Origin of the sequence: Microvirga sp. M2 (genome assembly GCF_047497095.1) — a bacterium.
In the GTDB taxonomy this organism is placed as follows: Bacteria; Pseudomonadota; Alphaproteobacteria; order Rhizobiales; family Beijerinckiaceae; genus Microvirga.
On sequence record NZ_CP134064.1, the window covers coordinates 880,412 to 905,382 of the forward strand.

The 24,971-nt window shown below is 65.0% G+C and carries 20 protein-coding genes; 12 read left to right on the plus strand and 8 right to left on the minus strand.

The window, feature by feature from the left end:
- Nucleotides 1-66: 66 nt before the first annotated feature.
- Nucleotides 67-1,008 carry an alpha/beta hydrolase gene (locus RE429_RS23655; RefSeq protein ID WP_414475779.1) on the plus strand — a complete coding sequence of 314 codons (942 nt, stop codon included), beginning with the start codon at nt 67-69 and terminating at the stop codon, nt 1,006-1,008.
- A 130-nt stretch (nt 1,009-1,138) separates the two neighbouring features.
- Here the strand turns inward: RE429_RS23655 and RE429_RS23660 are convergent, their stop codons facing one another.
- The 4 genes from RE429_RS23660 to RE429_RS23675 all read right to left on the minus strand — a co-directional run bounded on the left by RE429_RS23660 (nt 1,139) and on the right by RE429_RS23675 (nt 5,208).
- Nucleotides 1,139-1,810, minus strand: a complete 672-nt coding sequence (locus tag RE429_RS23660; protein WP_414475780.1) for a response regulator — start codon at nt 1,808-1,810, stop codon at nt 1,139-1,141.
- Between the two features lie 136 nt (nt 1,811-1,946).
- On the minus strand, nt 1,947-2,399 hold the full coding sequence (locus tag RE429_RS23665; RefSeq protein WP_414475781.1) for a secondary thiamine-phosphate synthase enzyme YjbQ: 453 nt from the start codon (nt 2,397-2,399) through the stop codon (nt 1,947-1,949).
- Nucleotides 2,400-2,401: 2 nt separating this feature from the next.
- Nucleotides 2,402-4,168, minus strand: a complete 1,767-nt coding sequence (locus RE429_RS23670) for a cisplatin damage response ATP-dependent DNA ligase (RefSeq protein ID WP_414475782.1) — start codon at nt 4,166-4,168, stop codon at nt 2,402-2,404.
- Entirely contained in the window at nt 4,165-5,208 is a 1,044-nt protein-coding gene (locus tag RE429_RS23675; protein WP_414475783.1) for a ligase-associated DNA damage response exonuclease, read from the minus strand. The genes RE429_RS23670 and RE429_RS23675 overlap by 4 nt, the downstream gene beginning before the upstream one ends.
- Before the next feature lie 139 nt (nt 5,209-5,347).
- Here RE429_RS23675 and RE429_RS23680 point away from each other — a divergent pair, with 139 nt between their 5' ends.
- Nucleotides 5,348-6,295, plus strand: a complete 948-nt coding sequence (locus RE429_RS23680; protein ID WP_414475784.1) for a zinc-dependent alcohol dehydrogenase family protein — start codon at nt 5,348-5,350, stop codon at nt 6,293-6,295.
- A gap of 69 nt (nt 6,296-6,364) precedes the next feature.
- Nucleotides 6,365-7,294 (plus strand): methyltransferase domain-containing protein, encoded by a 930-nt coding sequence (locus RE429_RS23685; RefSeq protein ID WP_414475785.1) that lies wholly within the window; start codon nt 6,365-6,367, stop codon nt 7,292-7,294.
- A gap of 4 nt (nt 7,295-7,298) precedes the next feature.
- On the opposite strand, the gene RE429_RS23690 is transcribed toward RE429_RS23685, so the two are convergent.
- Complete coding sequence (locus tag RE429_RS23690; RefSeq protein WP_414475786.1) at nt 7,299-8,117, minus strand: SDR family oxidoreductase; 819 nt, start codon at nt 8,115-8,117, stop codon at nt 7,299-7,301.
- 255 nt (nt 8,118-8,372) lie between these two features.
- On the opposite strand from RE429_RS23690, the gene RE429_RS23695 reads away from it, so the two are divergent.
- Entirely contained in the window at nt 8,373-10,880 is a 2,508-nt protein-coding gene (locus RE429_RS23695) for a ligase-associated DNA damage response DEXH box helicase (RefSeq protein ID WP_414475787.1), read from the plus strand.
- Nucleotides 10,877-11,578: a ligase-associated DNA damage response endonuclease PdeM gene (gene pdeM / locus RE429_RS23700; RefSeq protein WP_414475788.1), complete on the plus strand. Its 702-nt coding sequence runs from the start codon at nt 10,877-10,879 to the stop codon at nt 11,576-11,578. Before RE429_RS23695 ends, pdeM begins: the two co-directional genes overlap by 4 nt.
- 4 nt (nt 11,579-11,582) lie before the next feature.
- Here pdeM and RE429_RS23705 read toward each other — a convergent pair whose 3' ends face one another.
- The 3 genes from RE429_RS23705 to RE429_RS23715 form a co-directional block, all read right to left on the minus strand.
- Entirely contained in the window at nt 11,583-12,347 is a 765-nt protein-coding gene (locus tag RE429_RS23705; protein ID WP_414475789.1) for a TIGR02186 family protein, read from the minus strand.
- The gene (locus RE429_RS23710) at nt 12,344-13,273 is read right to left on the minus strand and encodes a sulfite exporter TauE/SafE family protein (RefSeq protein WP_414475790.1); all 930 of its coding nucleotides are present in this window, start codon (nt 13,271-13,273) and stop codon (nt 12,344-12,346) included. Before RE429_RS23710 ends, RE429_RS23705 begins: the two co-directional genes overlap by 4 nt.
- A 103-nt stretch (nt 13,274-13,376) precedes the next feature.
- Nucleotides 13,377-16,484, minus strand: coding sequence for a hypothetical protein (locus RE429_RS23715; protein ID WP_414475791.1), 3,108 nt, complete (start codon nt 16,482-16,484; stop codon nt 13,377-13,379).
- 358 nt (nt 16,485-16,842) lie between these two features.
- Between RE429_RS23715 and RE429_RS23720 the strand changes: the two genes are divergently transcribed.
- The 7 genes from RE429_RS23720 to RE429_RS23750 all read left to right on the plus strand — a co-directional run bounded on the left by RE429_RS23720 (nt 16,843) and on the right by RE429_RS23750 (nt 24,967).
- The gene (locus RE429_RS23720; protein WP_414475792.1) at nt 16,843-17,253 is read left to right on the plus strand and encodes a MerR family transcriptional regulator; all 411 of its coding nucleotides are present in this window, start codon (nt 16,843-16,845) and stop codon (nt 17,251-17,253) included.
- 458 nt (nt 17,254-17,711) lie between these two features.
- The gene (locus RE429_RS23725) at nt 17,712-19,505 is read left to right on the plus strand and encodes an acyl-CoA dehydrogenase C-terminal domain-containing protein (RefSeq protein ID WP_414475793.1); all 1,794 of its coding nucleotides are present in this window, start codon (nt 17,712-17,714) and stop codon (nt 19,503-19,505) included.
- Nucleotides 19,506-19,632: 127 nt separating this feature from the next.
- A complete protein-coding gene (locus RE429_RS23730; RefSeq protein WP_414475794.1) occupies nt 19,633-20,841 on the plus strand; it encodes an acetyl-CoA C-acetyltransferase in 1,209 nt (402 codons plus the stop codon).
- Nucleotides 20,842-20,867: 26 nt separating this feature from the next.
- Nucleotides 20,868-23,075, plus strand: a complete 2,208-nt coding sequence (locus tag RE429_RS23735) for an FAD-dependent oxidoreductase (protein ID WP_414475795.1) — start codon at nt 20,868-20,870, stop codon at nt 23,073-23,075.
- Nucleotides 23,076-23,236: 161 nt separating this feature from the next.
- Nucleotides 23,237-23,746, plus strand: coding sequence for a DinB family protein (locus RE429_RS23740; protein WP_414475796.1), 510 nt, complete (start codon nt 23,237-23,239; stop codon nt 23,744-23,746).
- A complete protein-coding gene (locus tag RE429_RS23745) occupies nt 23,743-24,291 on the plus strand; it encodes an acyl-CoA thioesterase (RefSeq protein WP_414475797.1) in 549 nt (182 codons plus the stop codon). Before RE429_RS23740 ends, RE429_RS23745 begins: the two co-directional genes overlap by 4 nt.
- 52 nt (nt 24,292-24,343) lie before the next feature.
- On the plus strand, nt 24,344-24,967 hold the full coding sequence (locus RE429_RS23750) for a 2-hydroxychromene-2-carboxylate isomerase (protein WP_414475798.1): 624 nt from the start codon (nt 24,344-24,346) through the stop codon (nt 24,965-24,967).
- The last annotated feature ends 4 nt before the right edge of the window (nt 24,968-24,971 follow it).

Genomic DNA, 24,971 nt, shown 5'->3' on the forward strand with positions numbered 1-24,971 from the left:
GACGCGGGGAGTCGCGTGTGCTTCATCGCAAGGGCCGATGATGAACGCAACCCTGTCGAGCATCCCATGATCGATCCTGCATTATTCGACCCCGCCGCCGTCAGCGAGGAGATCCGCGCCCAGAACGCGGACATCGTGGCCAAGCTTGCGGCTCTTCCCGATCCCATGTCCGTGCCGCCGTCCGTCGTGCGCGAGCGGCGCGCACAGGGCCTCGGGCCGTTTCCCCTGATGCCCTCGAGCCCCAGGGCCGAGGTCATCGAGATCGCCGGGCCCGCCGGGCCGCTTCCGTTGCGGATCATCGCCCCCGAGAACCCGCGGGGGCTTTATTTCCATGTTCATGGCGGCGGCTGGACCTGGGGGACCGCTGACGAGCAGGATCCCTGGCTCGACCGCCTCGCGGATCGCTGCGGGCTCGCCGTCGTTTCGGTGGACTACAGGCTCGCGCCGGAGAACCCGTATCCTGCGGGGCCGGACGATTGCGAGGCGGCCGCCCTCTGGGTCATTCGTGAGGCCGAAAGCCGCTTCGGGACCTCCCGGCTGTTCATCGGCGGCGAATCGGCGGGGGCTCATCTCTCGGCCGTGACGCTCCTGCGTCTGCGCGACAGGCATGGCCTTACGCCATTCCGGGGCGCGAACCTCTTCGCGGGCTGCTACGACCTGACCCTGACCCCGAGCGTCCGGCATTGGGGACCGGAGCGGCTGATCCTCAATACCAACGATATCCGGGTTTTCGCCGACAATTTCTGCGGTCGGATGAGCGACCGGGCCAATCCGGACGTTTCGCCCCTCTACGCGGACCTGAAAGGGCTCGCACCGGCGCTGTTCTCGGTCGGAACGAAGGACATGCTGCTCGACGACACGCTTTTCATGGCCTCGCGCTGGGCCGCGGCGGGCAATCGGGCGGACCTCGCCCTCTGGCCGGGCGGATGCCACGTGTTCATCCGCTTCGACAGCGCATTGAGCGAACAGGCGCTGTCCCGGATCGATGCCTTCGTCGAGGCGCTTTAGCGCATCGTGCGAGAAGTGGAGTCCACTTTTCACGTCCGATGCCCTGAGCCGTCGCCCGAAGCTCTCGTGCGGAGGTTCGGGATGGGGACGGTGGCCTTGTACGGGATGCTTCGTGCGGGACCTTGGCGCCCTAATCCGCGCCGGCCGGGGAGGGGCGCTGGGTCACGCCGATCTTGGAGGCGGCGATCACGGCCTGGGTGCGGCTGTCGACGCCGAGCTTGTCGAGAATGGCGGAAACGTGGGCCTTCACGGTCGCTTCGGATACGCCGAGCTCATAGGCGATCTGCTTGTTGAGCAGCCCCTCCGAGAGCATGGTCAGCACGCGGACCTGCTGGGGGGTCAGGGTGCCGAGGCGGCGGACCAGGTCGGCGGTCTCCACGTCCTCGGCGGCGGAGAGGTCCACATCCGGCGGAGTCCAGGTATCACCGGCCAGCACCGCCTGGATGGCGCCGCCGATGCTGTCGATGTCGATGGATTTCGGGATGAAGCCCGAGGCGCCGAAATCCATCGCCCGGCGGATCACATTGGGCTCCTCCGTGGCGGACACGATGACGACCGGCAGTTCGGGATACTGCGCCCTCAACGACATGAGCCCGGAAAAGCCCTGGACGCCGGGCATCGTCAGATCCAGCAGGATCAGGTCGACGTCCCGCTCCTGGGCCAGGGACGCGTTGAGGTCGTCCATGCCGCTCGCCTCGATAACCCGGGCCTCGGGCATGACGGAGGCGACGGACTGCCTCAGCGCGCCGCGAAACAGCGGATGGTCATCGGCGATGATGATCGTGGTGTTCTGACCCTGCACTGCTGCCTTCTCCCACGAGAGCTTTTGTGAGCCTTAGCCGCATCCTCGCCGAAATGGCAAGGCGGCAATCGAGGGCCCCGCTCATTCTACCGGGAAAGATCGGCGGATAATATATGGAAACATCGAGGTGTTCGACTTATGCCCCTATGAGATGAAGGATGATGTCCCGTCGATGCGGGCTGTCCCGGTGCTCGGCCAGGTAAAGGCCCTGCCAGGTGCCGAGGGCCATCTGCCCTTCCATGACGGGAATGCTCAGGGAGACGCCCGACAGGACGGTGCGGATATGGGCGGGCATGTCGTCCGGACCTTCGGTGGAATGGATATAGTCCGCGTCCCGGGGCGCCAGCCGGTCGAAGGCCGTCATCAGGTCGAGGCGAACGTCGGGGTCGGCGTTCTCCTGGATGAGCAGGGACGCGGAGGTATGGCGGCAGAAGACCGTCAGAAGGCCGTGCAGGATGCCCGTGCCGAAGACCCAGCGGGAAACCGCGTCGGTGATGTCGACGAGACCCTGGCCTTCGGTATCGACGAGAAGGCGCCCATTAACCTGCTGGGTCACGCTGCCTTCGGAAAGGGTTTCCACGTTCAGCATCGTCAGGACTCCTGACTCTTGAGGGGGTGAATTTCCTTTTCGCCCCGTTCCAGGATCTTTTCCAGAGTCTCGATCCGGTCCGCCTCTGCGGCTGGCTTGTCCCAGCGGATGCGGTTGATCCGGGGAAACCGCATGGCGACCCCCGACTTGTGCCGGGTCGAACGCTGCAGGCCTTCGAAGGCGACTTCCAGGACGAGCCCGCGATCCCTGCCGTATTCGACCTCCCGCACGGGGCCGAAGCGGTTGACCGTGTGGTTGCGGACATAGCGGTCGAGCTTCACGAGTTCCTCATCGGTGAAGCCGTGATAGGCCTTGCCGACGGGCACCAGCTCCTCCCCGTTCGCACCGTCGCGCCAAACGCCGAAGGTGTAGTCGGAATAGAAGGACGAGCGTTTCCCGTGCCCCCGCTGTCCGTACATCATCACCGCATCGACAAGGTAGGGATCGCGCTTCCACTTATACCAGTAACCCTTGGGCCGGCCGGGGAGGTACGGACTGTTCGCCCGTTTGATCATGCAGCCCTCGATCGCGTCCGCATCGGGGCCCGCGCCGATGAAGGCCGGATCGGCGCGGGCGGCCGCCAGATCCTCCCAGGTCTCGAACGGCACCATGGGGGAGAGGTCGATGCGCGGATCTCCGATGCGGGACACGAGCGCCTCGAGGCGCTCGCGCCGTTCGGCGAAGGGAAGGTCGCGCAGGTCCTCATCGCCTTCGGTGAGAACGTCGTAAACGCGCAGATGCGCCGGGAACTCGGCGATGAGCTTCGGCGTGACCGCCTTCCGGTTGAGCCGCTGCTGCAGGACGTTGAAGCTCTGCACCAGGCCATGGCGCACGATCAGCAATTCGCCGTCGATGGCACCTTCGAAATCCAAGGCTTCCACCAGGTCGGGAAAGGCGCGCGAGACGTCCTCGCCCGTCCGGGAATAGATGCGCCGCACCGGGCGCCCATGGCTGTCACGGCCTGCGACCGCCTGCAGGCGAATGCCGTCCCATTTCCACTCGGCGAGGAAATCGGAAGGGTCGAGCTTCTCGAAATCCTCGTCCTCCAGAGGATGGGAGAGCATCGGCGGGCGAAACGGAGCAGGATTGCCGGATTCGGGTTTCGGACCGAGCCCCTCGACCCAGGCGAAGAGATCCGCATAGGGCGCTTCCAGCCCGTGCCAGATCAGCTCGACCTCATCGGGCTCGATAGCGCCGAGCTGCGCGACCGCCGTTTTCGCCAGTCGGGCCGAAACGCCCACGCGCAGCTCCCGGGTGATCAGCTTCAGGAGCGCCCAGCGTCCGGTCTCGTCGAGGGCATCGAGCCAGCCTGCGACTTTCGCGGGCAGATCGCTCTTGCCCGTCGTCGCCAGGGTCTCGACCACTTCGGTGAGCGTGGGGACGTGCGGGGGCGGGTTGTTGTGGCCGAGAGAGGGTGGAGGCTGTTCCCCTGCTCCTTGCGGGGACGAGCGGGCGGTGGGGGCGTCATGGACGACGCGGGCCGCGTCGGCATGCCCGGGCGAAGGCCAGATCAACGCCGCCGTTTCCGCGAGGTCGCCCACATAGTGATAGGACATGCGGAAGAGCTCCGGGTCCATGCGCTCCTCCACGAGGCCCCGGATCAGACCGGGCTTCGCCTCCTTGAACATCAGCGAATTGGTCATGGCGGCCAGCGCATAGCCGCGCTCCGGGTCGGGCGTGTGGCGGAAGTAATCCGTCATGAGCCGCAGCTTTGCGTTGCGGCGCGGCTCGTATGCCAGGCGGTCGAGAAGGGCGGCGAAACGGTTCATGCCTCACCTCCGGCCTGCTGTGCTTCCTCTCCTTCGCCTTCGTCGCCGTAGCCCAGCATGTGCAGGGGACGCGCCTTGATGCCGTGGGTGCCGCACCAGTGCACCAGCGCATCCTCCTGGCCATGGGTGACCCAGACCTCGCCCGCGCCGGTTTCCCGGATCGTGCGGCACAGATCGTCCCAATCGGAATGATCGGAGATCACGAGCGGCAGTTCGACGCCCTTCTGGCGCGCCCGCGCCCGCACGCGCATCCAGCCCGAGGCGAAGCATGTCACCGGGTCGGGAAAGCGGCGGGACCAGAGGTCCTGAATGGAGGAGGGCGGGCAGATGACGATGGCGCCGGCGAGCTTCGAGCGCTCCGACGCCACGACCTTCGGCGTGTCTCCCAAGGGAATGCCTTCGGATTTATAGAACTCCGTCAGCCTTTCCATGGCTCCATGCAGGTAGATCTGAGCGTCGTAGCCCTCTTCCCGCAGCAGCGCCATGACCCGTTGGGCCTTGCCCAGGGCATAGGCCCCGACGATGTGCGTGCGCTCGGGAAAGAGAGCGACGGAAGCGAGGAGCTTGCGCACCTCGTCCCTCGTATCGGGATGACGGAAGACGGGAAGCCCGAAGGTGGCTTCGGTGATGAAGATGTCGCAGGGCACGAGTTCGTAGGGCAGGCAGGTCGGGTCTTCGGCGCGCTTGTAGTCGCCCGAGACCACGACGCGGGTGCCGCCCGCCTCTATGGAAATCTGGGCCGAGCCCAGCACGTGCCCGGCGGGCGTGAAGCGCACGGTCACGTCGCCGAGCCGCATGCTCTCGCCGAGCGGTGCTTCCTGCATGCTTCCGGCAAAGTCCCCACCGTAGCGCACGCCCATGATGAGCAAGGTCTCCCGGGTGGCCAGGACGGCACCATGGCCCGAGCGCGCATGGTCGGAATGGCCATGCGTGACGAGGGCCCGCTTCACGGGCCGGACCGGGTCGATATGGAAATCCCCGAGAGGGCAGTAGAGTCCTTGCGGGGTCTGGGTGAGAATATCGGTGGAGCGCAACGCCATGGATGGGAATATAGTATGCCGTCCGGCAATGTCAGGTTGCGCGGCCATCTGCCGTCGAACCCGGCCCTCACGGTCGAGCTTGCCTTGATCGAGGCCCCGCAGAAGCCCACATGGCAGGCGATGCAGGAGGAGCGACGGCATGCGTGCGATGGTGATCACACGGTTCGGCGGTCCCGACGTCTTCGAACTCCGGGATCTGGAGCGCCCCGAGCCGGGGCCGGGCCAGGTTCTCGTGCGGGTCGTCGCCTCGGGGACCAACCCCGTCGACGCCAAGATCCGGCAGGCGGGATCCTGGGCCCAGATCCCGTTCCCCGCCGTGCTGGGCTATGACGTGTCCGGCGTCGTCGAGGAGGTCGGTCCCGGCGTGACCGAGTTCAAGGCCGGCGATGAGGTGTTCTATACGCCCGAGATCTTCGGCAATCCGCACGGCAGCTATGCGGAATACACCGTCGCCTCCGCCGGCATCGTGGCGCGCAAGCCTGCGAATCTGAGCCATGTCGAGGCTGCCGGAATCCCGCTGGCAGGCGGAACCGCCTGGGAGGCGGTCATCCGTCGCCTGAACGTCAGGCCGGGCGAGACCGTCCTCATTCATGGGGGCGCCGGAGGCGTCGGTTCCTTTGCGGTCCAATTCGCCAAAGCCGCCGGCGCCCGCGTGATCGCGACGGCCAGCAAGGCCAACCATCCGGCTCTGCGCGAGCTCGGGGCGGACGTGGCGATCGACTATCGCGCTCCCGATGCGGTCGAGCGGATCGCGAGGGAGGCAGGCGGCAGCGTCGATGCCGCCTTCGATACCGCCGGCGGCAACGTGCCGATGAGCACGCTGGTGACCCGGCCCTTCGGGCGGATCGCCACCATTCTTCCGCCGGACGGGGACCTGAGCGCCCTCTACACCAAGAACCAGACCCTTTTCGGCACGTTCCTGATGCGCGAAGGGGCGTGGCTGCGGGAGATGACGCCGCTCTTCGAGCGCGGGCAGGCCAAGGTCGTCGTGGACGAGGTTCTGCCGCTCGACGAAGTGTCGATCGCCCATGAGCGGCTGGATTCGGGGCATGGCCGCGGCAAGGTGATCCTCCGCGTCGGCCACTAAGGCGGGTGCATAACGCAAGGGCCGTGCTTCGGCATTGACAGCCCTTCGGCGCTGCCTCATGGCAAAGCCATGCTGTTGCCCCATTCCTTCCGCTCCTCCGGCGATGTCCTTGCCGACCGACGCTATGAATATGCCAGCGCGGCTTTCGAGGAGCGCGATTTCGAGGCTGCCGCGGATCTGGCCCGGCAGGTCCTGGAGCTTGCCCCCGGTTTTGCTCCGGCCCATGCTCTCCTGGGGCGTGCGATGGCCGAGCTCGGAGCGCAGGAGCCGGCCGTCGCGGCCTTGCGGCGAGCGCTGGAGCTCGAGCCGCAGGATGTCCTGGGCGTACGTCTCGATCTTGCCCGTCTCGGTGCGGTTCCGGCCGATGCGGCGATGACCGACAGCTATGTGCGGGCGCTGTTCGACGAGTATGCCCCCAAATTCGAGCGGCATCTCACCAGAGGCCTGGCCTATCGGGGGCCGGAGCTCATCGCCGACGCGCTTCGCCGGGCCTGTTCCAGGCGGATCAGGGATTTCAGGTTCGGGCGGGGCATCGATCTCGGTTGCGGAACGGGCCTGATGGGGCAGGCGCTCGAGGGCGTGTGCGCGTCGCTCGTGGGTGTCGATCTCTCGCCGCGCATGCTCGAGAAAGCGGACAGGACGAAGCTCTATGACGCCCTCCATGAGGGCGAACTCGCCTCGTTCCTGAAGATGCGCGCGGAGGGCGAGGTCGATCTCGTGGTGGCGGCGGACGTGTTCGTCTACATGGCTTCGCTCGACGAGGTTTTTCGGGAAGCCCATCGCGTCTTGAAGCGTGAGGGGCTCTTCGCCTTCACGGTCCAGACGCATGAGGGAGACGGCTTCATTCTCGGCGCCGACGCGCGCTATGCACACAGCGAGCGTTATCTGCGCGGCCTGGCGGACGAGACCGGGTTCATGGCCGTGACCCTGGAACGGGTCTCGACCCGGGAAGACCGTGGCATGCCGGTTCCCGGGTTTCTGGTGGTGATGCAGCGTTGAACGGTTATGCGTCGGGCCTCGACGGGTGCGGCGCGGATTCCCAGCAGCCCAGCACCGATTGATCGAAATCGATGATCGAGCCCGTCATCAGGCCGGATTCGGCGCTGGCGAGGAAAGCGACGGCACGCGCCACTTCCGCGGGATCGAGCAGCCGGCCGAAGGGCTGTTCCTTCGCGGCCTGTTCGAGCCAGCCATCCTGAGCGCCGTGATAGGTGCGCATGATGCGATCCTCTCCCGGGGTGCTCATCCAGCCGATATTGAGGCCGTTCACCCGGATGCGCCACGGCATGAGACTGAAGGCGGCGTTCTTGGTGAGGGTCGCGAGCGCCCCCTTGGAGCCGCAATAGGCGGAGATGAATGGCTGGCCGCCATGGGCCGACATGGAGAGGATGTTGATCATCGCGCCTTCGATCTTCTCGCGGCGCATGATCTTGGCGGCCTCCTGCATGAGAAAGAAGGGCGCGCGCACGTTCACGGCGAACATGCGGTCGAACAGCTCAGGGCTCGTATCGAAGATCGTGCCGCGGTCGGTCATGCCTGCCGCGTTCACCAGCACGTCGATCCGTCCGAACACGTCGTCCGCCCGTGCGGTCACGGCGCGCGCCGCGTCGAGATCGGCAAGATCGGCCCTGACGAACTCCGTGCGGCAGCCCTGCGCCGTAATGGCCCGCGCCACGGCCTCGCCCCGTTCCGCGTTGCGGCCGCAGATGACGAGGCCCGCAGCGCCGCGCTCGGCGAGCGTCCGGGCAATGGTTTCCCCGACGCCCTGGGTTCCTCCCGTGACGACGGCGACGGCGTTCTTGAATTGGCTTGAACTGGTCATGGCGCTTCCTGTGATGGTCTTTTTGCCGGCTTAGCGCATCGTGCGGAAAAGTGGACCCGGTTTTCCGCATCAAACGATGCGCTGTTCTAAAGTGGGAGCATCGGATTCAATCCCAAAAGTGCAAATCCACTTTTGGGTCCGATGCTCTAGGGTGAGCGCATCCCGTGACGGATAGCAAGCGGCCGAGGCCCGGGTTCACATGGGAAGTTCGCTTCCCGTGGCGAAACCTTTCTCCGGCGCCTATCTTGTCAGGGCATGTCGAAAGCGTCCTCATCCCTCCTCCCCCAAATCTTCCGGGACTGGTTCAAAAGCCGAGGCTGGGAGCCTCGCGAGCATCAGCTGCAGCTTCTCGCGAAGGCAGAGGCCGGCCGCTCGGTGCTGCTCGTGGCGCCGACGGGCGCAGGAAAGACCCTCGCGGGCTTCCTTCCCAGCCTCGTCGAGCTTGCGGAGCGGGAACCGGGCCGGGGCACGGCGAAGGACAGGCGTGGCCTCCACACCCTCTATATTTCGCCCCTGAAGGCGCTGGCCACCGATATCGCCCGCAATCTCGAAACCCCAGTCCAGGAGATGGGGCTTCCTGTCCGGATCGAGACCCGCACAGGCGACACCCCGTCCCACAAGCGAGCGCGTCAGATCGAGCGCCCCCCGGACATCCTGCTGACGACCCCCGAGCAGTTGGCGCTGCTCCTCGCCCATCGTGAGGCGGGCGAGTTCTTCAAGGATCTGCGCCGTGTCGTCCTGGACGAGCTGCATTCGCTCGTGACCTCGAAGCGCGGGGATCTCCTGTCGCTCGGGCTGGCGCGGCTCATGAGCATCGCCCCGCAGGCGACAGCCGTCGGCCTGTCGGCCACGGTCCGCGAGCCCGACGATCTGCGGCGTTATCTGGTGCCGCAGCGGGAGGCGAACCTCGCCGATCTCGTCGTGGTGAAAGGCGGGGCGCAGCCCGACATCCGCATGCTGGACCTCGACGAGCACCTTCCGCTGGCCGGCCATACCGCCTCTCTTTCGATGCCTTCGATCTATCGGCTCATCGGGGAGCACAGGACGACGCTGGTCTTCGTGAACACCCGCCTGCAGGCGGAATACACGTTTCAGGAACTCTGGAAACTCAACGACGATGGCCTTGCGATCGCTCTCCATCACGGATCGCTCGATGTGGCGCAGCGTCGCCGGGTCGAAGAGGCGATGGCGGCGGGACGGCTCAAGGCGGTGGTGTGTACCGCAACGCTCGACCTCGGCATCGACTGGGGGGATGTGGATCTCGTCGTGAATGTGGGGGCCCCGAAGGGGGCGTCGCGCATCATGCAGCGCATCGGCCGGTCGAACCATCGCATGGACGAGCCGTCCGAGGCCTATCTCGTTCCGGCCAACCGCTTCGAAATCCTCGAATGCCGCGCGGCATTGGACGCCGTGCACGAGGCCGCGCAGGACACGCCCGACGCCCGGATCGGCGCGCTCGATGTGCTGTGCCAGCACATTCTCGGCATGGCCTGCGCCGATCCGTTCAGGCTCGAGGATCTGTATGAGGAGGTGCGTTCGGCAGCACCCTATGCGGGCCTGACCTGGGAGGATTTCGAGGCCTGTGTGGCCTTTGTCGCCACGGGCGGCTACGCCCTTCGCGCCTATGAGCGCTTCGCCAAGATCGTGAAGGGCAACGATGGCCTCTGGCGTGTGCGCGACGGCAAGGTCGCGCAGCAATACCGCCTGAATGTCGGCACCATCGTCGAATCCACCATGATCAAGGTCCGCCTCGGCAAGACCTCGCGGGCACGACCCGGGACCGTTCTGCCGCGCGGCCGTATTCTCGGGGAAATCGAGGAATACTTCGCCGAGACCCTGACGCCCGGCGACACCTTTCTCTTCGCGGGCGAGGTGCTTCGCTTCGAGGGGATCGCCGAGGACGAGGTGCTGGTGACCCGCGCGGCATCCGGAACGGATCCGATGATCCCATCCTACGAGGGCGGCAAGTTCCCGCTGTCGACCTTTCTCGCAGCCCGCGTGCGCGAAATCCTGGCGGATCCCTTCGAATGGGATCGTCTGCCGCCGCAGATGACGGAGTGGCTCCTGCAGCAGCGCCGCCGTTCCATCGTCCCGGGGCCGCGCGACCTCCTGGTCGAGACATTTCCGCGCGGCAACCGATTCTACATGACCTGCTTTCCCTTCGAGGGGCGGCTCGCGCACCAGACGCTCGGCATGCTGCTCACCCGCCGCCTGGAGCGCGCGCGGCTGAAGCCCCTCGGCTTCGTCGCGAACGATTACGGCATCGCCGTCTACGCCTCCGGCGACATCGCCGCACGGGCGGGGCGGGAGCCGGCCTTCCTGGACGAGCTGTTCTCCGAGGATATGCTGGGTGACGACCTGGAGGATTGGCTGGCGGAATCCTCCCTGATGAAGCGCACCTTCCGCCAATGCGCCGTGATCGCGGGATTGATCGAGCGCCGCTTCCCGGGGGAGCATAAGACGGGACGGCAGGTGACGATCTCGACCGACCTCGTCTACGACGTGCTTCGCAAGCACGAGCCCGATCACGTGCTGCTGCGAGCCGCGCGGGCGGATGCGGCAACGGGACTCCTGGACGTGAGGCGCCTCGGCATGATGCTTCAGCGCATCCGGGGGCGAATCATCCACAAACCGCTCGACCGGGTTTCTCCCTTGGGCGTGTCCGTCATGCTGGAGATCGGCCGCGAGCGCGTCTATAGCGACAATGCGGACGAGATTCTGGCCGAGGCGGAAGCGGCGCTTCTCGATGAGGCTTTGGCGTGACGGCTTTGCGAAAGAACAAACAGACAACCCACGAGATCGAGCTGGCGGGGCAGTTGGCCGTCCTGGATCTGTCCGGCGGCATGGTCCTGCCCGCACATGATGCGCTGCTGGTTGCCGACCTGCATTTCGAAAAGGGCTCGTCCTTCGCGCGCCGCGGCATGATGCTGCCGCCTTACGACACCCGCGAGACCCTGAGCGCTCTGGCCGACGTGGTAGCGCGCTTCAACCCGCGCGTCGTCATCGCGTTGGGCGACAGCTTTCACGATATCGGCGGACCCGAACGGCTTGGCGAGGAGGAACGCTCCACCCTGGGCAGCGTTCAGACCGGCCGGGAGTGGATCTGGGTGACGGGCAACCACGATCGCATTCTGCCGGAAAGCATCGGCGGGCAGGTCGTGGAGGAGATGACGCTCGGCTCTCTGACCCTGCGGCACGAGCCGGTTGCCGGTGATGCGGCGGAGATTGCCGGGCATCTGCATCCGGTCGGCAAGGTGGTGATGCGGGGGCGGGCGACGCGGCGCCGCTGCTTCCTGACGGACGGCACCCGCTGCATCATGCCGGCGCTCGGGGCCTATGCGGGCGGCCTCAATGCCTGCGATGCCGCCTTCAGGCCGCTCTTTCCGAAGGGTTTCACGGCCCATCTCATCGGAAGCGAGCGCATCTTCGCCATCGCGAAGGCGATGCTCTGCCGGGACTGACGCTTCAGTCCCGCCGGAAAATGACGCTGGCGAGCCAGCCGAATGCGATGGCGAGCAGCGCGGTGGCGAGGCCGTAGAGCAGGGACCAGTCCCGGGCCACGGCGCCGACCTGCTCCTCGAAACCCGTCTTGACCAGCTCGAAGTGAGTGATCGTGCTCGCCAGGATCACCGTATCGGCGAATAGAACGACCTGCACGTCGTATTCGCCCGGCGGCGCCGTCGCGGGAAGCGGGATGCTCGCCCGGAAGATGTCGGGCGTCAGAAAGGTGACCCCGCGCTCGTCCTCCAGATAAAGGCCTTCCTGGGCTTTGAGGCGATACAGAGCCTCGCGAAACTCCTTGTCCTCACCCTCGCCACGCTCATTCGTGAAATCCGGGGCGTTGATGATCGCCCTCAGGCCGATCTTCTGGCGCTGGCGCAACTGATCGCTCGTGATCTTCTCAATCGGCCTCGAACTCAGAACGCTCAAATAGGCCGGTGCCTGCGGGAACTTCTGCTGCTCCTGATTGACCCAGACGGGACCCGCTTTCTGCTTCTCGCGCACCGTGAGGAACTGCCGCGGCCCTCGGGCCGTGACGACCACGTCGTAGCCGCTGGCGCGGGCGATGGTCTGCGCATCCCGCTCGATGGCACCGAACACGGCAATGGACGTCCCCGTATAGTTCGAGTTGATGAGAACGCGATGGTTCGACAGGGACGTGATCAACGTTTCCGCGGAGACGGGGCTCAGGGAGACGAGCGTGATCGAGAGGATCCAGAAAAGTCTCACTGGCGCCGTTCCTGCACCGTGAGCGAGAACGGTTCCCGGGGTTCGATGACGAGTTCCAGGGCGAAGCGCAGGCCCACGGCGAGCAGCAGGATGGCAAGCAGGAAACGGAACAGCTCCGCTCTCAGGTTCCGGCCCATGCGCGCGCCGAACTGGGCGCCGAAGACGCCGCCAAGGATGAGCAGGATCGCCAGCACCATGTCGACCGCCTGATTCATCACCGCATGCAGGATGAGGGCGACGAGGGTCGTGCAGACGATCTGGAGGTGCGAGGTTCCAACCACCACGGTCGTCGGCACGCGGAAGATGTAGAGCAGGGCCGGCACGACGATGAAGCCGCCGCCGATGCCGAGCACGGCTCCGGCGAAGCCGATGAACAGGGAGAGCCCGAGAACCGGGATGACGCTGACGTAGAGCTTGGAGCGATAAAAGCGCATCCGCAGAGGCCAACCGAGATAGGGGGCGTGTTCGCCGGCCTGGCGCCGTGGGCGCACGGCGCCGCCACGACGCCTTGTCCAGAATTCGCGGATGCTTTCCTTCAGCATCAGGCTGCCGACGACCGTGAACAGCGTCACGTAGGACAGGACGATCACGAGATCGAGCTGCCCTGCCCGCCGGACGGCGGCGAAGAACCAGACGCCGAGCGCCGATCCGACAAGACCTCCCGCCACGAGGATGGCGCCGAGCTTGTGATCGAGCGCGTTGCGCCGGAGCGCGCCGAGCACGCTGGTGGTCGACGAGGCGACGATCTGGGCCGATTGGGTGGCGACTGCGACCGCGGGAGGAATGCCGAGGAAGATGAGGAGGGGCGTCATCAGGAAGCCGCCTCCGATGCCGAACAGACCCGAGATGAAGCCCACCGCCGCACCCATCCCGAGGATGAGAAGAACGCTTACAGGCATTTCCGCGATCGGCAGATAGATTTGCACTCCGGATCCCCTTGGCCGGTGCAGCCTCGGCTTGTGACAATGATGCGAGGGGCGATTTAAAGGACAGGCGATGAACCTAACCTGACCGCTTTGGGTTCAGCCATCAACTCCTATTGTCCGAGGTTTCGTTCAACGCGGCCGTCTGTCCGCCCGAAGGAGCGGGCACGCCGTTCGCGAAAGGGTCGACCGGGCGGGGTTGCCACCGCTCGATCGAGGCTTGGGTGGCCTTTCGTTCGGCGGCGCTGAGCCGTCCGGCGAGCTCGTCGCGCTTCTTGGCGGCATCGGCATCGCCTTGAGCGGCCGCGAGAGCGAGCCACATATAGGCCTTCGCCTGATCCTGCCTGGTCCCGATGCCGCGGGCGAGGAGCACGCCCACGTTGAACTGGCTGTCCTTGAGCCCGGCTTCGGCAGCCTCGCTGTACCAGCGGTAAGCCGTCGCATAATCAGGCTTGCCGTTCAGTCCCGACACGAGAAGCGTGGCGAGGTTGTGCATGGCGTGGATGTTGCCTCCCTGCGCCGCCCGCTCGTACCAGATGGCCGCCTGCTTCGGATCGCGCTCGCGGCCGATGCCCTTTTCCATCAGCGTCGCAAGCCTTTCCTGGGCCGGCGGGAGGCCGGCCTGGGCTGCACGCTCATAGAGATGAAGGGCGAGGGGCATGTCCTGAGGAAGGCCACGTCCTTCGGCGGCGCGGGACGCGACCTCGTAAAGGGCCGACGCGTCGCCTGCGAGCGCCGCCTCGCGGAGCGGGGCCGGAACGGTGACGGGGATGTCACCGACCGTTGCGGGGTCAATGAGGAATTTCGGCGTTGTGTCGGCGCCCGGCGTGGTGAGCGCCGGCTCGATCGTCGTGGCGAGGCTCGATGGCTGGAAGAGGTTCGTCTTCTCCGGAGGCGCGGCGAGACTTCCCGTCGCGGTGGCCTCTTCGGAAGACCGCACCCTGGGAGGAGAATCGGCCCGCAAGGCGCTGCCCGATACGATCAGCGGGAAGGAGGAGGATACGAGACCGCTCGACATGACATGCGCCGCGCCCGTCGCCAGAACGACAAGGCCCAGTCCCAGAAGAAGCGAGCGGCGGTGTGCGTCGAGGCTCCGGCGGATACGCTCCATGAGAGAGGCCGGTGAGGCGGACGCAGCTTGATCTGCCGCCAGGGCCTCGAACTCTTCGAGATCCATGTCTTCCGCAGTCTCGGACGCGAGGGCGGAGTCATCCGCCTTGTCGATCTGTGCGGCGCGTCGGGCGGCTGCGATGAAGCTCGCCCGAACATTGCCGAAATCCTCGTCCGCCGGCTGGTGCGTGATGATCTCGGATCCGATCGGCCCGCCATGGGCTTGCGCACCTGTCGTCGCGACCTCTTCGACCTGGGACAGGGTGACCGCGTGCAGGCGGCGTACGGCCGCCTCCAGACGATCCGTCTGAGGCATCGGTTGAGAGGAGAGGTCGCGGCCGGACTGGCCGGGCAGAGCGGATCGGGGCTCTCCGGCGATCCGTTCGGGGAACCGGGAGATGAGCGTCTCCAGCGCATTGTGGACCGCGCGCAAAGTCTCCTGCGTCTTCTTGTCGGCTCGGCTCTGCAAAGCCTTCAGTTCGACGAATCCTTGCTTCAAGGCATCGATATCGGCGGCAACGGGCAGGCTCGGCTGAAGGTCCTTCAAGGCGGTCTTCGCGGCACGCTCTGCAATTTCGGCAGCGTCGGTCTGGAGATTGCGCAGACCTTGCGTGGCTTCGTGGAGAATCTTCTGCAGGGGCTCTCCCGATCTCTCGGCCAGCCGTTCTGCGAGGGAGCCGATCTGCCGATCGAGCGCATCGAGGTTCAATGGTGCGGACGAGGCGCGGCCGAGCTTCTCGTCGATGCCGCGCAACAGGGGCTCCACCAATGAGATGTCGGCCCGCTCGCCGATCTGACGAAGGGTCTCTTCGATCGTATCGAACCGCTGCATCAGCGGCTCCCGTGGGAGAGGCTCCTTTTCGGCGACGATCTGAACCTGAGCCGACAGGCGCTCGATCATGGCGCCGAGAGCATCGTTCTGGCGGAACCGGCTCTCGGACAGCTCGGCCATGCGCTCGGTCAGGAACGCCAGCTGATCGGTGATAGGATCGAGATCCGCGGCTTCCGGCGCCGGGCGGCTCGCCAGCGCCGCCAAGTCGCGGCTCATGGTGTCGAGCTGCGACGGCATGTCGGATGCCTCCTGCATCGCGGCGGTGCGGTTGAGAGCCGCGCACACATTCTCGAGCGATGTCTTGAGAGCGGAGAAATCGCTGCGCTCGACCTGATGGACGCGGAGATCCGCGACCTGGTCGGCGATGGCCGTGACGTCCTTCGCCAGCCGTTCGATCTGGCGTGGCTCCGCGCGGTGGGAGAGATCATGGCGCAGGTCCACAATCTGACTGCTGAGAAAATCGATCACGCTGCGGTCGACGCCGGTTTCCGCGATCCGCTCGACCCGGGCTTTCAGCTCATCGATTGCCCCTCCGATCCGCTCGTTCAGGGCGCCACCGACATCCTCCGAGAGGGTCCGGATCTGGCGATATATGGCGGCCGTGGACTGCGCGAGGATCAGGAGATCCTTGCTGGCGGGGCCATGGGAAATCTCCTTGGCGATCTCCTTGAGGTCGCGGCCGAGCGCGGCGAGTTCCTCCTGGGTCGCGAGATTGTCCACGCTTGCGCGGAGCCGCTCCATGTCGGCCTGGATCGCATCGATGGCGGGATTCCATGGCGCTTCGGGCTGCGCCTGCCGTTCGACCACGGCTTGGCGCTCGACCGAGTCAAGGCGGCTCCTCAAGGTGGAAAGCGCCTGCGAGAGCGCGGTTGCCATCCGGTCCTGATGGTCCGCGGAGGCACGGGCGGTCTCGTTCAACCGCTCCTCCGTCTGCTCGATCCAGCTCGCCATGGACTCCAGCGCAATCGCCGTGCGGGACGCATGATCCTGCGCCTGGCGTTCGCCTTGGGCCGCAACGGCCGCCATGAGGGTTTCGAAAGTGCGTTCCAGTTCGGGCCGCGCGGTTCTGGCGTGACGCGGCACAGCGACACCGGGTTCAGGGCTATTGGGCTTGCGCTCCTGAAGGGAGGACGCTCGTCTGGCGTCCTTGTCCATCAGGATGGCAGCCGCCCATTCCTCGAGGCTCAATCCGGCCCGACGGGCGGCACCTTTAGCCCATTGCCGGGCGTCGAGATCCGGTTCGTCGAGGTTCGGAAGGACAGGGTGTCTCATGGCCGCGCTCGCGGGGGATACTATGAACTTCTGGCCCGCCTTAAGCCCCCTGCTTATGCTTGCCGCGACGCTCGTGACATCTGAGATCGAGGCGAATCACATGGCCTCATGGGCACCCGAGCGACGATGCAACTTTCGGTCAACGTCGTAAAAAAGCCGTTAAAGGGTCGGGCTTTAGCGCCCTATGTCCCTCTCTGAACGGGCAGTTTCCCCTTGGATAGAGTGCAAGCAAAAACGGGGCGCAATGCCTATAGGCGGCCCTTGCCTCGAAGCTCTTGCAATGAACACGATTGATGTACTATCATAACGTTACGGACAACGTGCTGATGCACACCAACAATAACAGACGGGGCATTCGATGAGCCAAACTGTAGCGGATTTCAGTCATCATGAGTTGGGGGAAGGCGCCAAGGTCTACACGATCGGAGATCTGGCGCGTGAATTCGGCGTGACGTTGCGTACTTTGCGCTTCTACGAAGATCGAGGTCTCCTCTCACCACGTCGGGACGGTACCGCCCGCATTTACGATTCGCGCGACCGTGAGCGTCTCTCGGTGATTTTGAAGGGCAAGCAGCTCGGCTTTACCCTCACCGAGATCCGCGCCATGTTGGCGGAGGAGCGGTCGGCCAACGGTCCGGCTATGAATCTCCGGCTGTCATTGGACCAGGTCGAGGATCAAATCCGCCATCTGGAGCAGCAGAAGGCAGAGATCGAAGAGGCCCTCGAAGAACTCAGGACCCGCCGCAGCAGCCTCGCCATCGCGGCATAGACCCGGCAGGTCTCCGTCATTGACGATGAGCCCGGAGGAACCAGGATGATCTTCATCCTGGTTCCTCCGGGCGAACTAGAGCATCGGACGCAAAAGTGGGAATCGGTTTTGCGTGAAAAGATGCTCAAAAGCATCAACTGACAGCATCGGATGTGGGTTCGATTTCACGTCCGATGCTGTAGTTTGAGGGGATCGATCCCATGCTCCCTTCTGAGATGAGCGCATCGTTTGAGCGGCCCGCCGGGTCCGCACGATGCGCGAGGCGCCGCCATTGCGGGCCTCCGCCGGGTCTTGTGCGTGAGATCCATTCCAGACCCTGAACGTCTGTCCGTGTTCGAGGAGATTTTGCGCCCTACCTCTTTCCAAAAGAACTTGATAGTTTATATATAAACTATCTGATGAGCTGGGCGGGTCGCATGACGAGCCGATGCCAGCGGCCGATCTTGGAGGAGGAGTGCATGCCGGTTTACAAGGCCCCCGTCGAAGACGTCATGTTTCTCTTGAACGACGTTTTCCAGCTCGAGCGTCACAACAATCTCCCGGGCTTTGCGGATGCCACGCCGGATATGGTGGAGGCGATCCTCTCCGAAGGGGCCAGGCTCTGCGAGGAGGTGTTCGCTCCCCTGAACCGCACGGGAGATCTGGAGGGCTGCACCCGCAATCCGGACGGTTCCGTGACGACGCCGAAAGGCTTCAGGGAGGCCTATGAGGCCTATGCGGCCGGCGGTTGGATGGGCCTGTCGATGCCGGAGGAATACGGCGGCCAGGGACTGCCCTCGACCCTGAACACCGTCATGCAGGAATTCGTCTCCTCGGCGAACCTGTCGCTCGGAATGTATCCGGGACTGACCCAGGGTGCCATCGCGGCCCTTCTGGTTCATGGCACCGAGCAGCAGAAGAAGACCTATCTGCCGAACATGGTCGAGGGCGCCTGGACCGGCACCATGAATCTGACCGAGCCCCATTGCGGCACGGATCTGGGCCTGCTCAAGACCAAGGCGGTTCCGAACGGCGACGGATCCTATGCCATCTCCGGCACCAAGATCTTCATCTCCGCCGGTGAGCACGACATGGCGGAGAACATCGTGCATTTGGTCCTGGCCCGTATCGAGGGCGCGCCGGCTGGGACCAAGGGCATCTCGCTCTTCGTGGTGCCCAAGTTCCTCGTCAACCCGGATGGCTCGCTGGGAGCAAGGAACGGCGTGTCCTGCGGCTCGCTCGAGCACAAGATGGGCATCCACGGCAATGCCACCTGCGTCATGAACTACGACGGTGCGGTGGGCTGGCTCGTGGGCCAGGAGAACCGCGGCCTCAATGCCATGTTCGTGATGATGAACGAGGCCCGTCTCGCGGTCGGCGTTCAGGGGCTGTCGCAATCGGAGGTCGCTTACCAGAATGCAGCCGCCTATGCGAAGGAGCGTCTGCAGGGCCGATCCCTCGACGGTCCGAAGTTCCCGGACAAACCTGCCGATCCGATCATCGTGCACCCCGATGTGCGCCGCACGCTTCTGTCCATCAAGTCCTTCAACGAGGCCGGGCGCGCGCTCCTCGTCTGGACGGCGCTGAAGAGCGATATCGCGCATCGCTCGACCGACGAGGCCGAGCGTCAGTCGGCGGACGACCATATGGGCCTCCTGACTCCAGTGGTGAAGGGCGTGCTGACCGATCTCGGCTTCGAAAATGCCGTGAAGGCGCAGCAGATGTTCGGCGGCCACGGCTATATCGAGGAATGGGGCATGTCGCAGTTCGTGCGCGACGCCCGCATCGCCATGATCTACGAGGGCGCCAACGGAATCCAGGCGATGGATCTCGTCGGCCGCAAGCTCGGGAAGGATGGCGGCCGCGCCATCATGAGCTTCTTCAACGAGGTCGGCGCGTTCTGCCAGGAGAACGAAAGCGACGAGAACCTGAAGGGCTTCGTCGCTCCCTTGCAGCAGGGGCTCGGCCACCTGCAGCAGGCGACCATGTGGTTCATGCAGAACGCCATGGCGAAGCCCGACAATGCCGGCGCCGGCGCCACCGATTACATGCATCTCTTCGGCATCGTCGCGATGGGTTATATGTGGGCCAAGATCGCGAAGGCCGCTCATGCCAGGAAAGCCGATGGAGACGGCGCGGCCGAGAGAATGGATGCAAAGCTTCTCACGGGACGGTTCTTCATGGAACGCACGATGCCGGAAACCGGCCTGCGCCTGGCGCGCATCACGTCCGGCGCGGATGTCACGATGGCGATGCCCGTGGAGGCATTCTGACGGATCGGCGCCTTTCCGGCCGCAGCCAGGCAAAGGGCCGGAAACGCGAGACGAGTGAAGAGCCCAATTCTGAAAACGGTCCCTGAGCGATGTGCGTCCGGGACGATAGAGAGACCGGGAGGCCCCCATGGCAGATGCATTTATCTTCGACGCCGTTCGCACGCCACGCGGGCGAGGCAAGCCGGATGGTTCGCTCCACGAGGTTCCCAGTGTCGACCTCGCCGTCACGGCGCTCGATGCGATCCGCAAGCGCAATGACCTCGACCCTACGCTCGTGGAGGACGTCGTCCTCGGCTGCGTCGATCCCGTCGGGGAGGCGGGCGGCGATATCGCACGCGCGGCGGCTTTGAAGGCGGGCTTCGGCAAGGAGGTGCCGGGCGTTCAGATCAACCGCTTCTGCGCTTCGGGACTCGATGCGGTGAATTTTGCCGCCGCGCAGGTGATGTCCGGCATGAAGGACGTCACCCTCGGGGGCGGTGTCGAATCCATGAGTCGCGTGGGCATGGGCGCATCGGGTGGCGCATGGCCGGTCGATCCGGGTATCGCGATCCCCAATTACTTCCTGCCGCAGGGCATCTCGGCGGATCTGATCGCCACCAAATACGGCTTCACCCGCGACGATGTCGACGCCTATGCGGTCGAGTCGCAGAAGCGCGCCGCGAGGGCGTGGGATGAGGGCCGCTTCGCCAGGTCCGTGGTCCCGGTCAAGGACGTGAACGGCCTCACCATCCTGGCCAAGGACGAACACATGCGCCCGGGCACCGACATGCAGTCGCTGGGCCAGCTCAAGGCCGCCTTCGTGCAGATGGGCGAGATGGGAGGCTTCGATGCGGTGGCGATTGCGGCGCACCCGGATGTGGAGTTCATCGATCACGTGCACCATGCAGGCAATTCGTCCGGCATCGTGGACGGGGCCGCCGCCGTCCTCGTCGGGTCGAAGGAGGGGGGCGCGAGGATCGGGGTCAAGCCGCGCGCCCGCATCAAGGGGTTCGCATCCATCGGGTCCGACCTTGCTCTCATGCTCACCGGGCCCATCGACGTGTCCGCGCTTGCGCTCAGGAAGGCGGGCATGACGAAGGACGACATCGATCTCTTCGAGATCAACGAGGCGTTTTCGGCGGTGGTGCTGCGCTACATCCAGGCGCTCGAACTCGACCCGGCAAAGGTCAACGTGAACGGCGGCGCGATCGCCATGGGCCATCCGCTCGGGGCTACCGGTGCGATGATCCTCGGCACGGTGCTCGACGAACTGGAGCGCACCGACAAACAGACGGCCCTGATCACGCTGTGCGTTGCGGCCGGAATGGGCACGGCGGCGATTATCGAGCGCGTCTGACGGACAGCGGAGACGGGAGAGAAACCATGACGAACTTCACGAATTTCCGCTTCGAGGTCGATGCCGACGGCCTTGCGCTCGCCACCTGGGACATGAAGGACCGGTCCATGAATGTCATCACCACCCAGGTGATAGACGAACTGTCCCGGATCATCGAAACGGTCGCATCCGACGAGACCATCAAAGGATGCGTCATCACGTCGGGGAAGGAAGCCTTCTCGGGCGGCGCGGACCTCAACAGGCTCCAAGCCTCGAACGCCGAGTACATGCGCGTCGCGAAGGAGGAGGGCGAGGAGGCTGCCAATTCCTTCCTGTTCGAGGAATCGCGCAAACTCTCGCTCCTCTATCGCCGCCTGGAGACCTGCGGCAAACCGTTCGCGGCAGCGATCCATGGCGTATGCCTCGGCGGCGCTTTCGAACTGGCGCTTGCCTGCCATTTCCGGGTTCTCTCCGATGCTGATGCCACCCGTGTCGGCCTGCCGGAGGTGAAGGTTGGCCTCTTCCCCGGGGCAGGCGGCACGCAGCGCGTCGCACGCCTGATGCAGACCGGCGATGCCCTGCAGATGCTCTTCAAGGGTGAGCAGATCCGCCCGCTGATGGCGCGCAATATGGGCCTCGTCCACGCGGTCGCTCCGCGGGACCAGATCGTGCAGGCGGCGAAGGACTGGATCCGGAACGGCGGTTCGGCCGTGGCCCCCTGGGACCAGAAGGGCTACAAGCTTCCCTCGAACAAGGTCTATTCCGCGGCCGGAATGCAGATCTGGCCGCCGGCCAATGCGATCTACCGTCGCGAGACGCAGGACAATTACCCGGCCATACGGGCGATCCTGGAGGCAGTTTATCAGGGCCTTCAGCTTCCGATGGATCTGGCGCTCAAGGTCGAGTCGCGCTGGTTCGCCAAGATCCTGCGCTCGAAGGAGGCGGCGGCGATGATCCGCACGCTCTTCATCTCCATGCAGGATCTCAACAAGGGCGCGCGCCGGCCGAAGGACGTGCCCCCGTCGTCCATCCGGAAGGTCGGTGTCGTCGGCGCGGGCTTCATGGGCGGGAGCGTGGCCTACGTGACCGCCAATGCCGGTCTCGAGGTCGTGCTGATCGATCGCGATGTCGAGGCTGCGGAGAAAGGCAAGGCTCATTCTCACAAGCTCATCTCCGATCAGGTCATGAAGGGCCGCGCCAAGACGGCGGACCGCGACGCGCTGCTCGCGCGCATCAAGGCGACCGCCGACTACAACGATCTTTCCGAATGCGATCTCGTGATCGAGGCGGTCTTCGAGGACCCCACCGTCAAGGCGGAGGTGATCCGGAAGGTCGAAGCCGCCATCCGTCCGGATTGCATCTTTGCCTCCAATACCTCGACCCTGCCGATCACGGACCTCGCCAAGACCTCGAAGAACGCGGCCCAGTTCATCGGCATCCATTTCTTCTCGCCGGTCGAGAAGATGATGCTGGTGGAGATCATCCGGGGCAAGGAGACGGGCGACAAGGCGCTCGCCGTCGCGCTCGACTATGTGCGCCTGATCAGGAAGACCCCGATCGTCGTCAACGACTCCCGCGGCTTCTTCGCCAACCGTTGCGTGCTGGCCTATATCCTCGAAGGTCACCTCATGTTCATGGAGGGATTGCCCGCATCCATGATCGAGCAGGCCGGCAAGCAGGCCGGCATGCCGGTGGGGCCGCTCTCGCTCAATGACGAGGTCGGCGTGGATCTCGGCCTCAAGATCCTGAAAGCCACGAAAGCGCAGCTTGGAGACGCGGCGATCATTCCGCAACAGGAGGAGCTGCTCTCCCGCCTCGTCGAGAAGGAGGGGCGCCTCGGCCGCAAGAACCGGAAAGGCTTCTACGATTACCCGGAAGCGGGCCAGAAGCGTCTCTGGCCCGGCCTCAAGGACCTGCAGCCGAAGCAGGTGGAGCCCGAACTCGTCGATATGCAGGAGCTGAAGCAGCGTCTGCTGGTCACGCAGGCTCTCGAGGCCGCACGGACATTCGAGGAGGGCGTGATCACGGATCCGCGCGAGGCGGATGTCGGGTCCGTCCTGGGCTTCGGGTTCGCGCCTTATACAGGCGGCGCCTTGTCCTATATCGACTTCATGGGCGCAAAGGCCTTTGTGGAACTGTGCAGGACACTGGAAGCAAAGCATGGCGATCGATTTGCCCCGCCGCGCATCCTTCTCGACATGGCAGGCTCCGGAGACACCTTCTACGGCCGTGCCGCGGCGAGGAAGGCGGCCTGAGCGCCATCGCTCGTGGTCATCCTGGCTTCGTGCGGGCGATGATCAGGACGGCGCAGAGCTCATCCGGCGCTGCCCTGACGCAAGGGAGGGGAAGGAGAAAATCTTGACCCCCCCTCGGCGTCGTCCCATGACACGAGGACGGACACGACGGAGCCAGTGCCATGAAGTCCCATTTTGCCATGATGGCGGCCTATAACGCGTGGTGCAACGAACGCATCTACGAGGCTGCCGCGCAACTGCCAAAGGCCGATTATCACGCGGACCGGGGAGCGTTCTTCAAATCGGTGAGCGGCACGCTGAACCATCTTCTCGCCGCTGACCGCATTTGGCTCAGACGCTTTACGGGAGAGGGCGAGGCCCCGGATCGGCTCGATGCGGTCCTGTTCGAGGAACTTTCCGATCTTTGGCCGGCGCGCCGAAATGAAGACAAGCGGATCACGGCCTATGTCGAGAACCTGTCCGAGGCGGATCTCGCCGGACGGATCCGCTATCGCAGCCTTACGAACCCCACCGAGATCGAGCAGCCGCTCGGTCCCACCCTTGCCCATGTCTTCAATCATCAGACACACCATCGCGGTCAGGTCCATTGCCTCCTGACAGGTTTCGGGCTCGACGCGCCTGTCCTCGATCTCGTCGCCTTTCAGAGGATCAGCGGATTGGGAATGGCATGAATCTCTGGCTGCGCCTGATATCCCTCATCGTTGTTTCGTTCTTCAGGCCGAGGATCGATCCGGTGCGGAATGTCTCGCGTCTGAAATTCCGGGTGTGGCTGCACGATCTCGACACATCGCTCCACATGAACAACGGGCGCTACTGGACGCTCATGGATCTCGGGCGCACCGACATCATGATCCGCTCCGGCCTGTGGCGGCCCGTTCTCAGGCACGGCTGGGTGCCTGTGGTGAGCGCAGGCCAGATCCGGTTCCGCCGCGAGATGCGGTTGTTCCAGGTCTTCGGCCTGGAGACCCGCATTCTCACCTGGTCCGAAACCCATGTGGTCATCGAGCATCGGCTGGTTTCCCGGGCCCGTGACGGCAGCCCGATCCTCAATGCCATCGCGCTGGTCCGCGCCGGGCTCTACGACAGGGCCCTCAAAGGCTATGTTCCCATGGCGAAGCTGTTGAGCGAGGCCGGCATCGTGACGCAGCCGCCTGATGCGGGCCCCGAGGTGAAGGCCTTCCTTCATGCAGAAGAGACGTTGAAGAGAGCGGCGTGATGGTTCAAGGTTGGTCCGGTCCCTTCAGCCTGAACTGCGAAGCGTGAGACTCATGCCCCGTGTCATCGACTACTACTTCTCGCTTGTGAGCCCCTGGGCCTATATCGGCCATGTGCCCTTCATGGACATCGTGCAGCGGCACGGGGTGGAGGTGAACTACAAGCCCGTTTTCCTGGGCCGCGTCTTTTCCGAGACAGGCGGATTGCCGCTGGGGCAGCGCCATCCGGTCCGGCAGCGCTACCGCCTCGTGGAACTGCAGCGCTGGCGCGAGAAACGCGGCCTGTCCTTCAATATCAGTCCGAAGCACTGGCCCTTCGATGTGAACTTGGCCGACCGCTACGTGATTGCCGTGTCGACGACGGGCAAGAGCCCCGATGCGTTCCTGCGTCGCGCCTTCTCGGCGATCTGGGAAGAGGAGCGCAACCTTGCCGATCCCCTCGTGCTCTCGGAGATCGCCGAGCAGGCGGGGCTGGATTCGTCCTCAGTAATGGATATCGCCACCGGCAGCACGACCGAGGCGATCTATGCGCTCAATCTGGAGAACGCCGTGGCGAACGATGTCTTCGGGTCGCCGGCCTATGTCCTCGATGGCGAGGTGTTCTGGGGGCAGGACCGGCTTGAGCTGCTCGACGATGCCCTGGCCAGCGGGCGTGCGCCCTACAAGCCTGTTGCCTGAGGTC

Bases quoted from the DNA above. Each gene is read 5' to 3' on its own strand.
- RE429_RS23750 (WP_414475798.1), top strand. From the start codon at position 24,344: ATGCCCCGTGTCATCGACTACTACTTCTCGCTTGTGAGCCCCTGGGCC.
- RE429_RS23685 (WP_414475785.1), top strand. From the start codon at position 6,365: ATGCTGTTGCCCCATTCCTTCCGCTCCTCCGGCGATGTCCTTGCCGAC.
- RE429_RS23720 (WP_414475792.1), top strand. From the start codon at position 16,843: ATGAGCCAAACTGTAGCGGATTTCAGTCATCATGAGTTGGGGGAAGGC.
- RE429_RS23675 (WP_414475783.1), bottom strand. From the start codon at position 5,208: ATGGCGTTGCGCTCCACCGATATTCTCACCCAGACCCCGCAAGGACTC.
- RE429_RS23745 (WP_414475797.1), top strand. From the start codon at position 23,743: ATGAATCTCTGGCTGCGCCTGATATCCCTCATCGTTGTTTCGTTCTTC.
- RE429_RS23715 (WP_414475791.1), bottom strand. From the start codon at position 16,484: ATGAGACACCCTGTCCTTCCGAACCTCGACGAACCGGATCTCGACGCC.
- RE429_RS23735 (WP_414475795.1), top strand. From the start codon at position 20,868: ATGACGAACTTCACGAATTTCCGCTTCGAGGTCGATGCCGACGGCCTT.
- RE429_RS23680 (WP_414475784.1), top strand. From the start codon at position 5,348: ATGCGTGCGATGGTGATCACACGGTTCGGCGGTCCCGACGTCTTCGAA.
- RE429_RS23670 (WP_414475782.1), bottom strand. From the start codon at position 4,168: ATGAACCGTTTCGCCGCCCTTCTCGACCGCCTGGCATACGAGCCGCGC.
- RE429_RS23695 (WP_414475787.1), top strand. From the start codon at position 8,373: ATGTCGAAAGCGTCCTCATCCCTCCTCCCCCAAATCTTCCGGGACTGG.
- RE429_RS23655 (WP_414475779.1), top strand. From the start codon at position 67: ATGATCGATCCTGCATTATTCGACCCCGCCGCCGTCAGCGAGGAGATC.
- RE429_RS23665 (WP_414475781.1), bottom strand. From the start codon at position 2,399: ATGCTGAACGTGGAAACCCTTTCCGAAGGCAGCGTGACCCAGCAGGTT.
- RE429_RS23730 (WP_414475794.1), top strand. From the start codon at position 19,633: ATGGCAGATGCATTTATCTTCGACGCCGTTCGCACGCCACGCGGGCGA.
- RE429_RS23740 (WP_414475796.1), top strand. From the start codon at position 23,237: ATGAAGTCCCATTTTGCCATGATGGCGGCCTATAACGCGTGGTGCAAC.
- RE429_RS23690 (WP_414475786.1), bottom strand. From the start codon at position 8,117: ATGACCAGTTCAAGCCAATTCAAGAACGCCGTCGCCGTCGTCACGGGA.
- RE429_RS23725 (WP_414475793.1), top strand. From the start codon at position 17,712: ATGCCGGTTTACAAGGCCCCCGTCGAAGACGTCATGTTTCTCTTGAAC.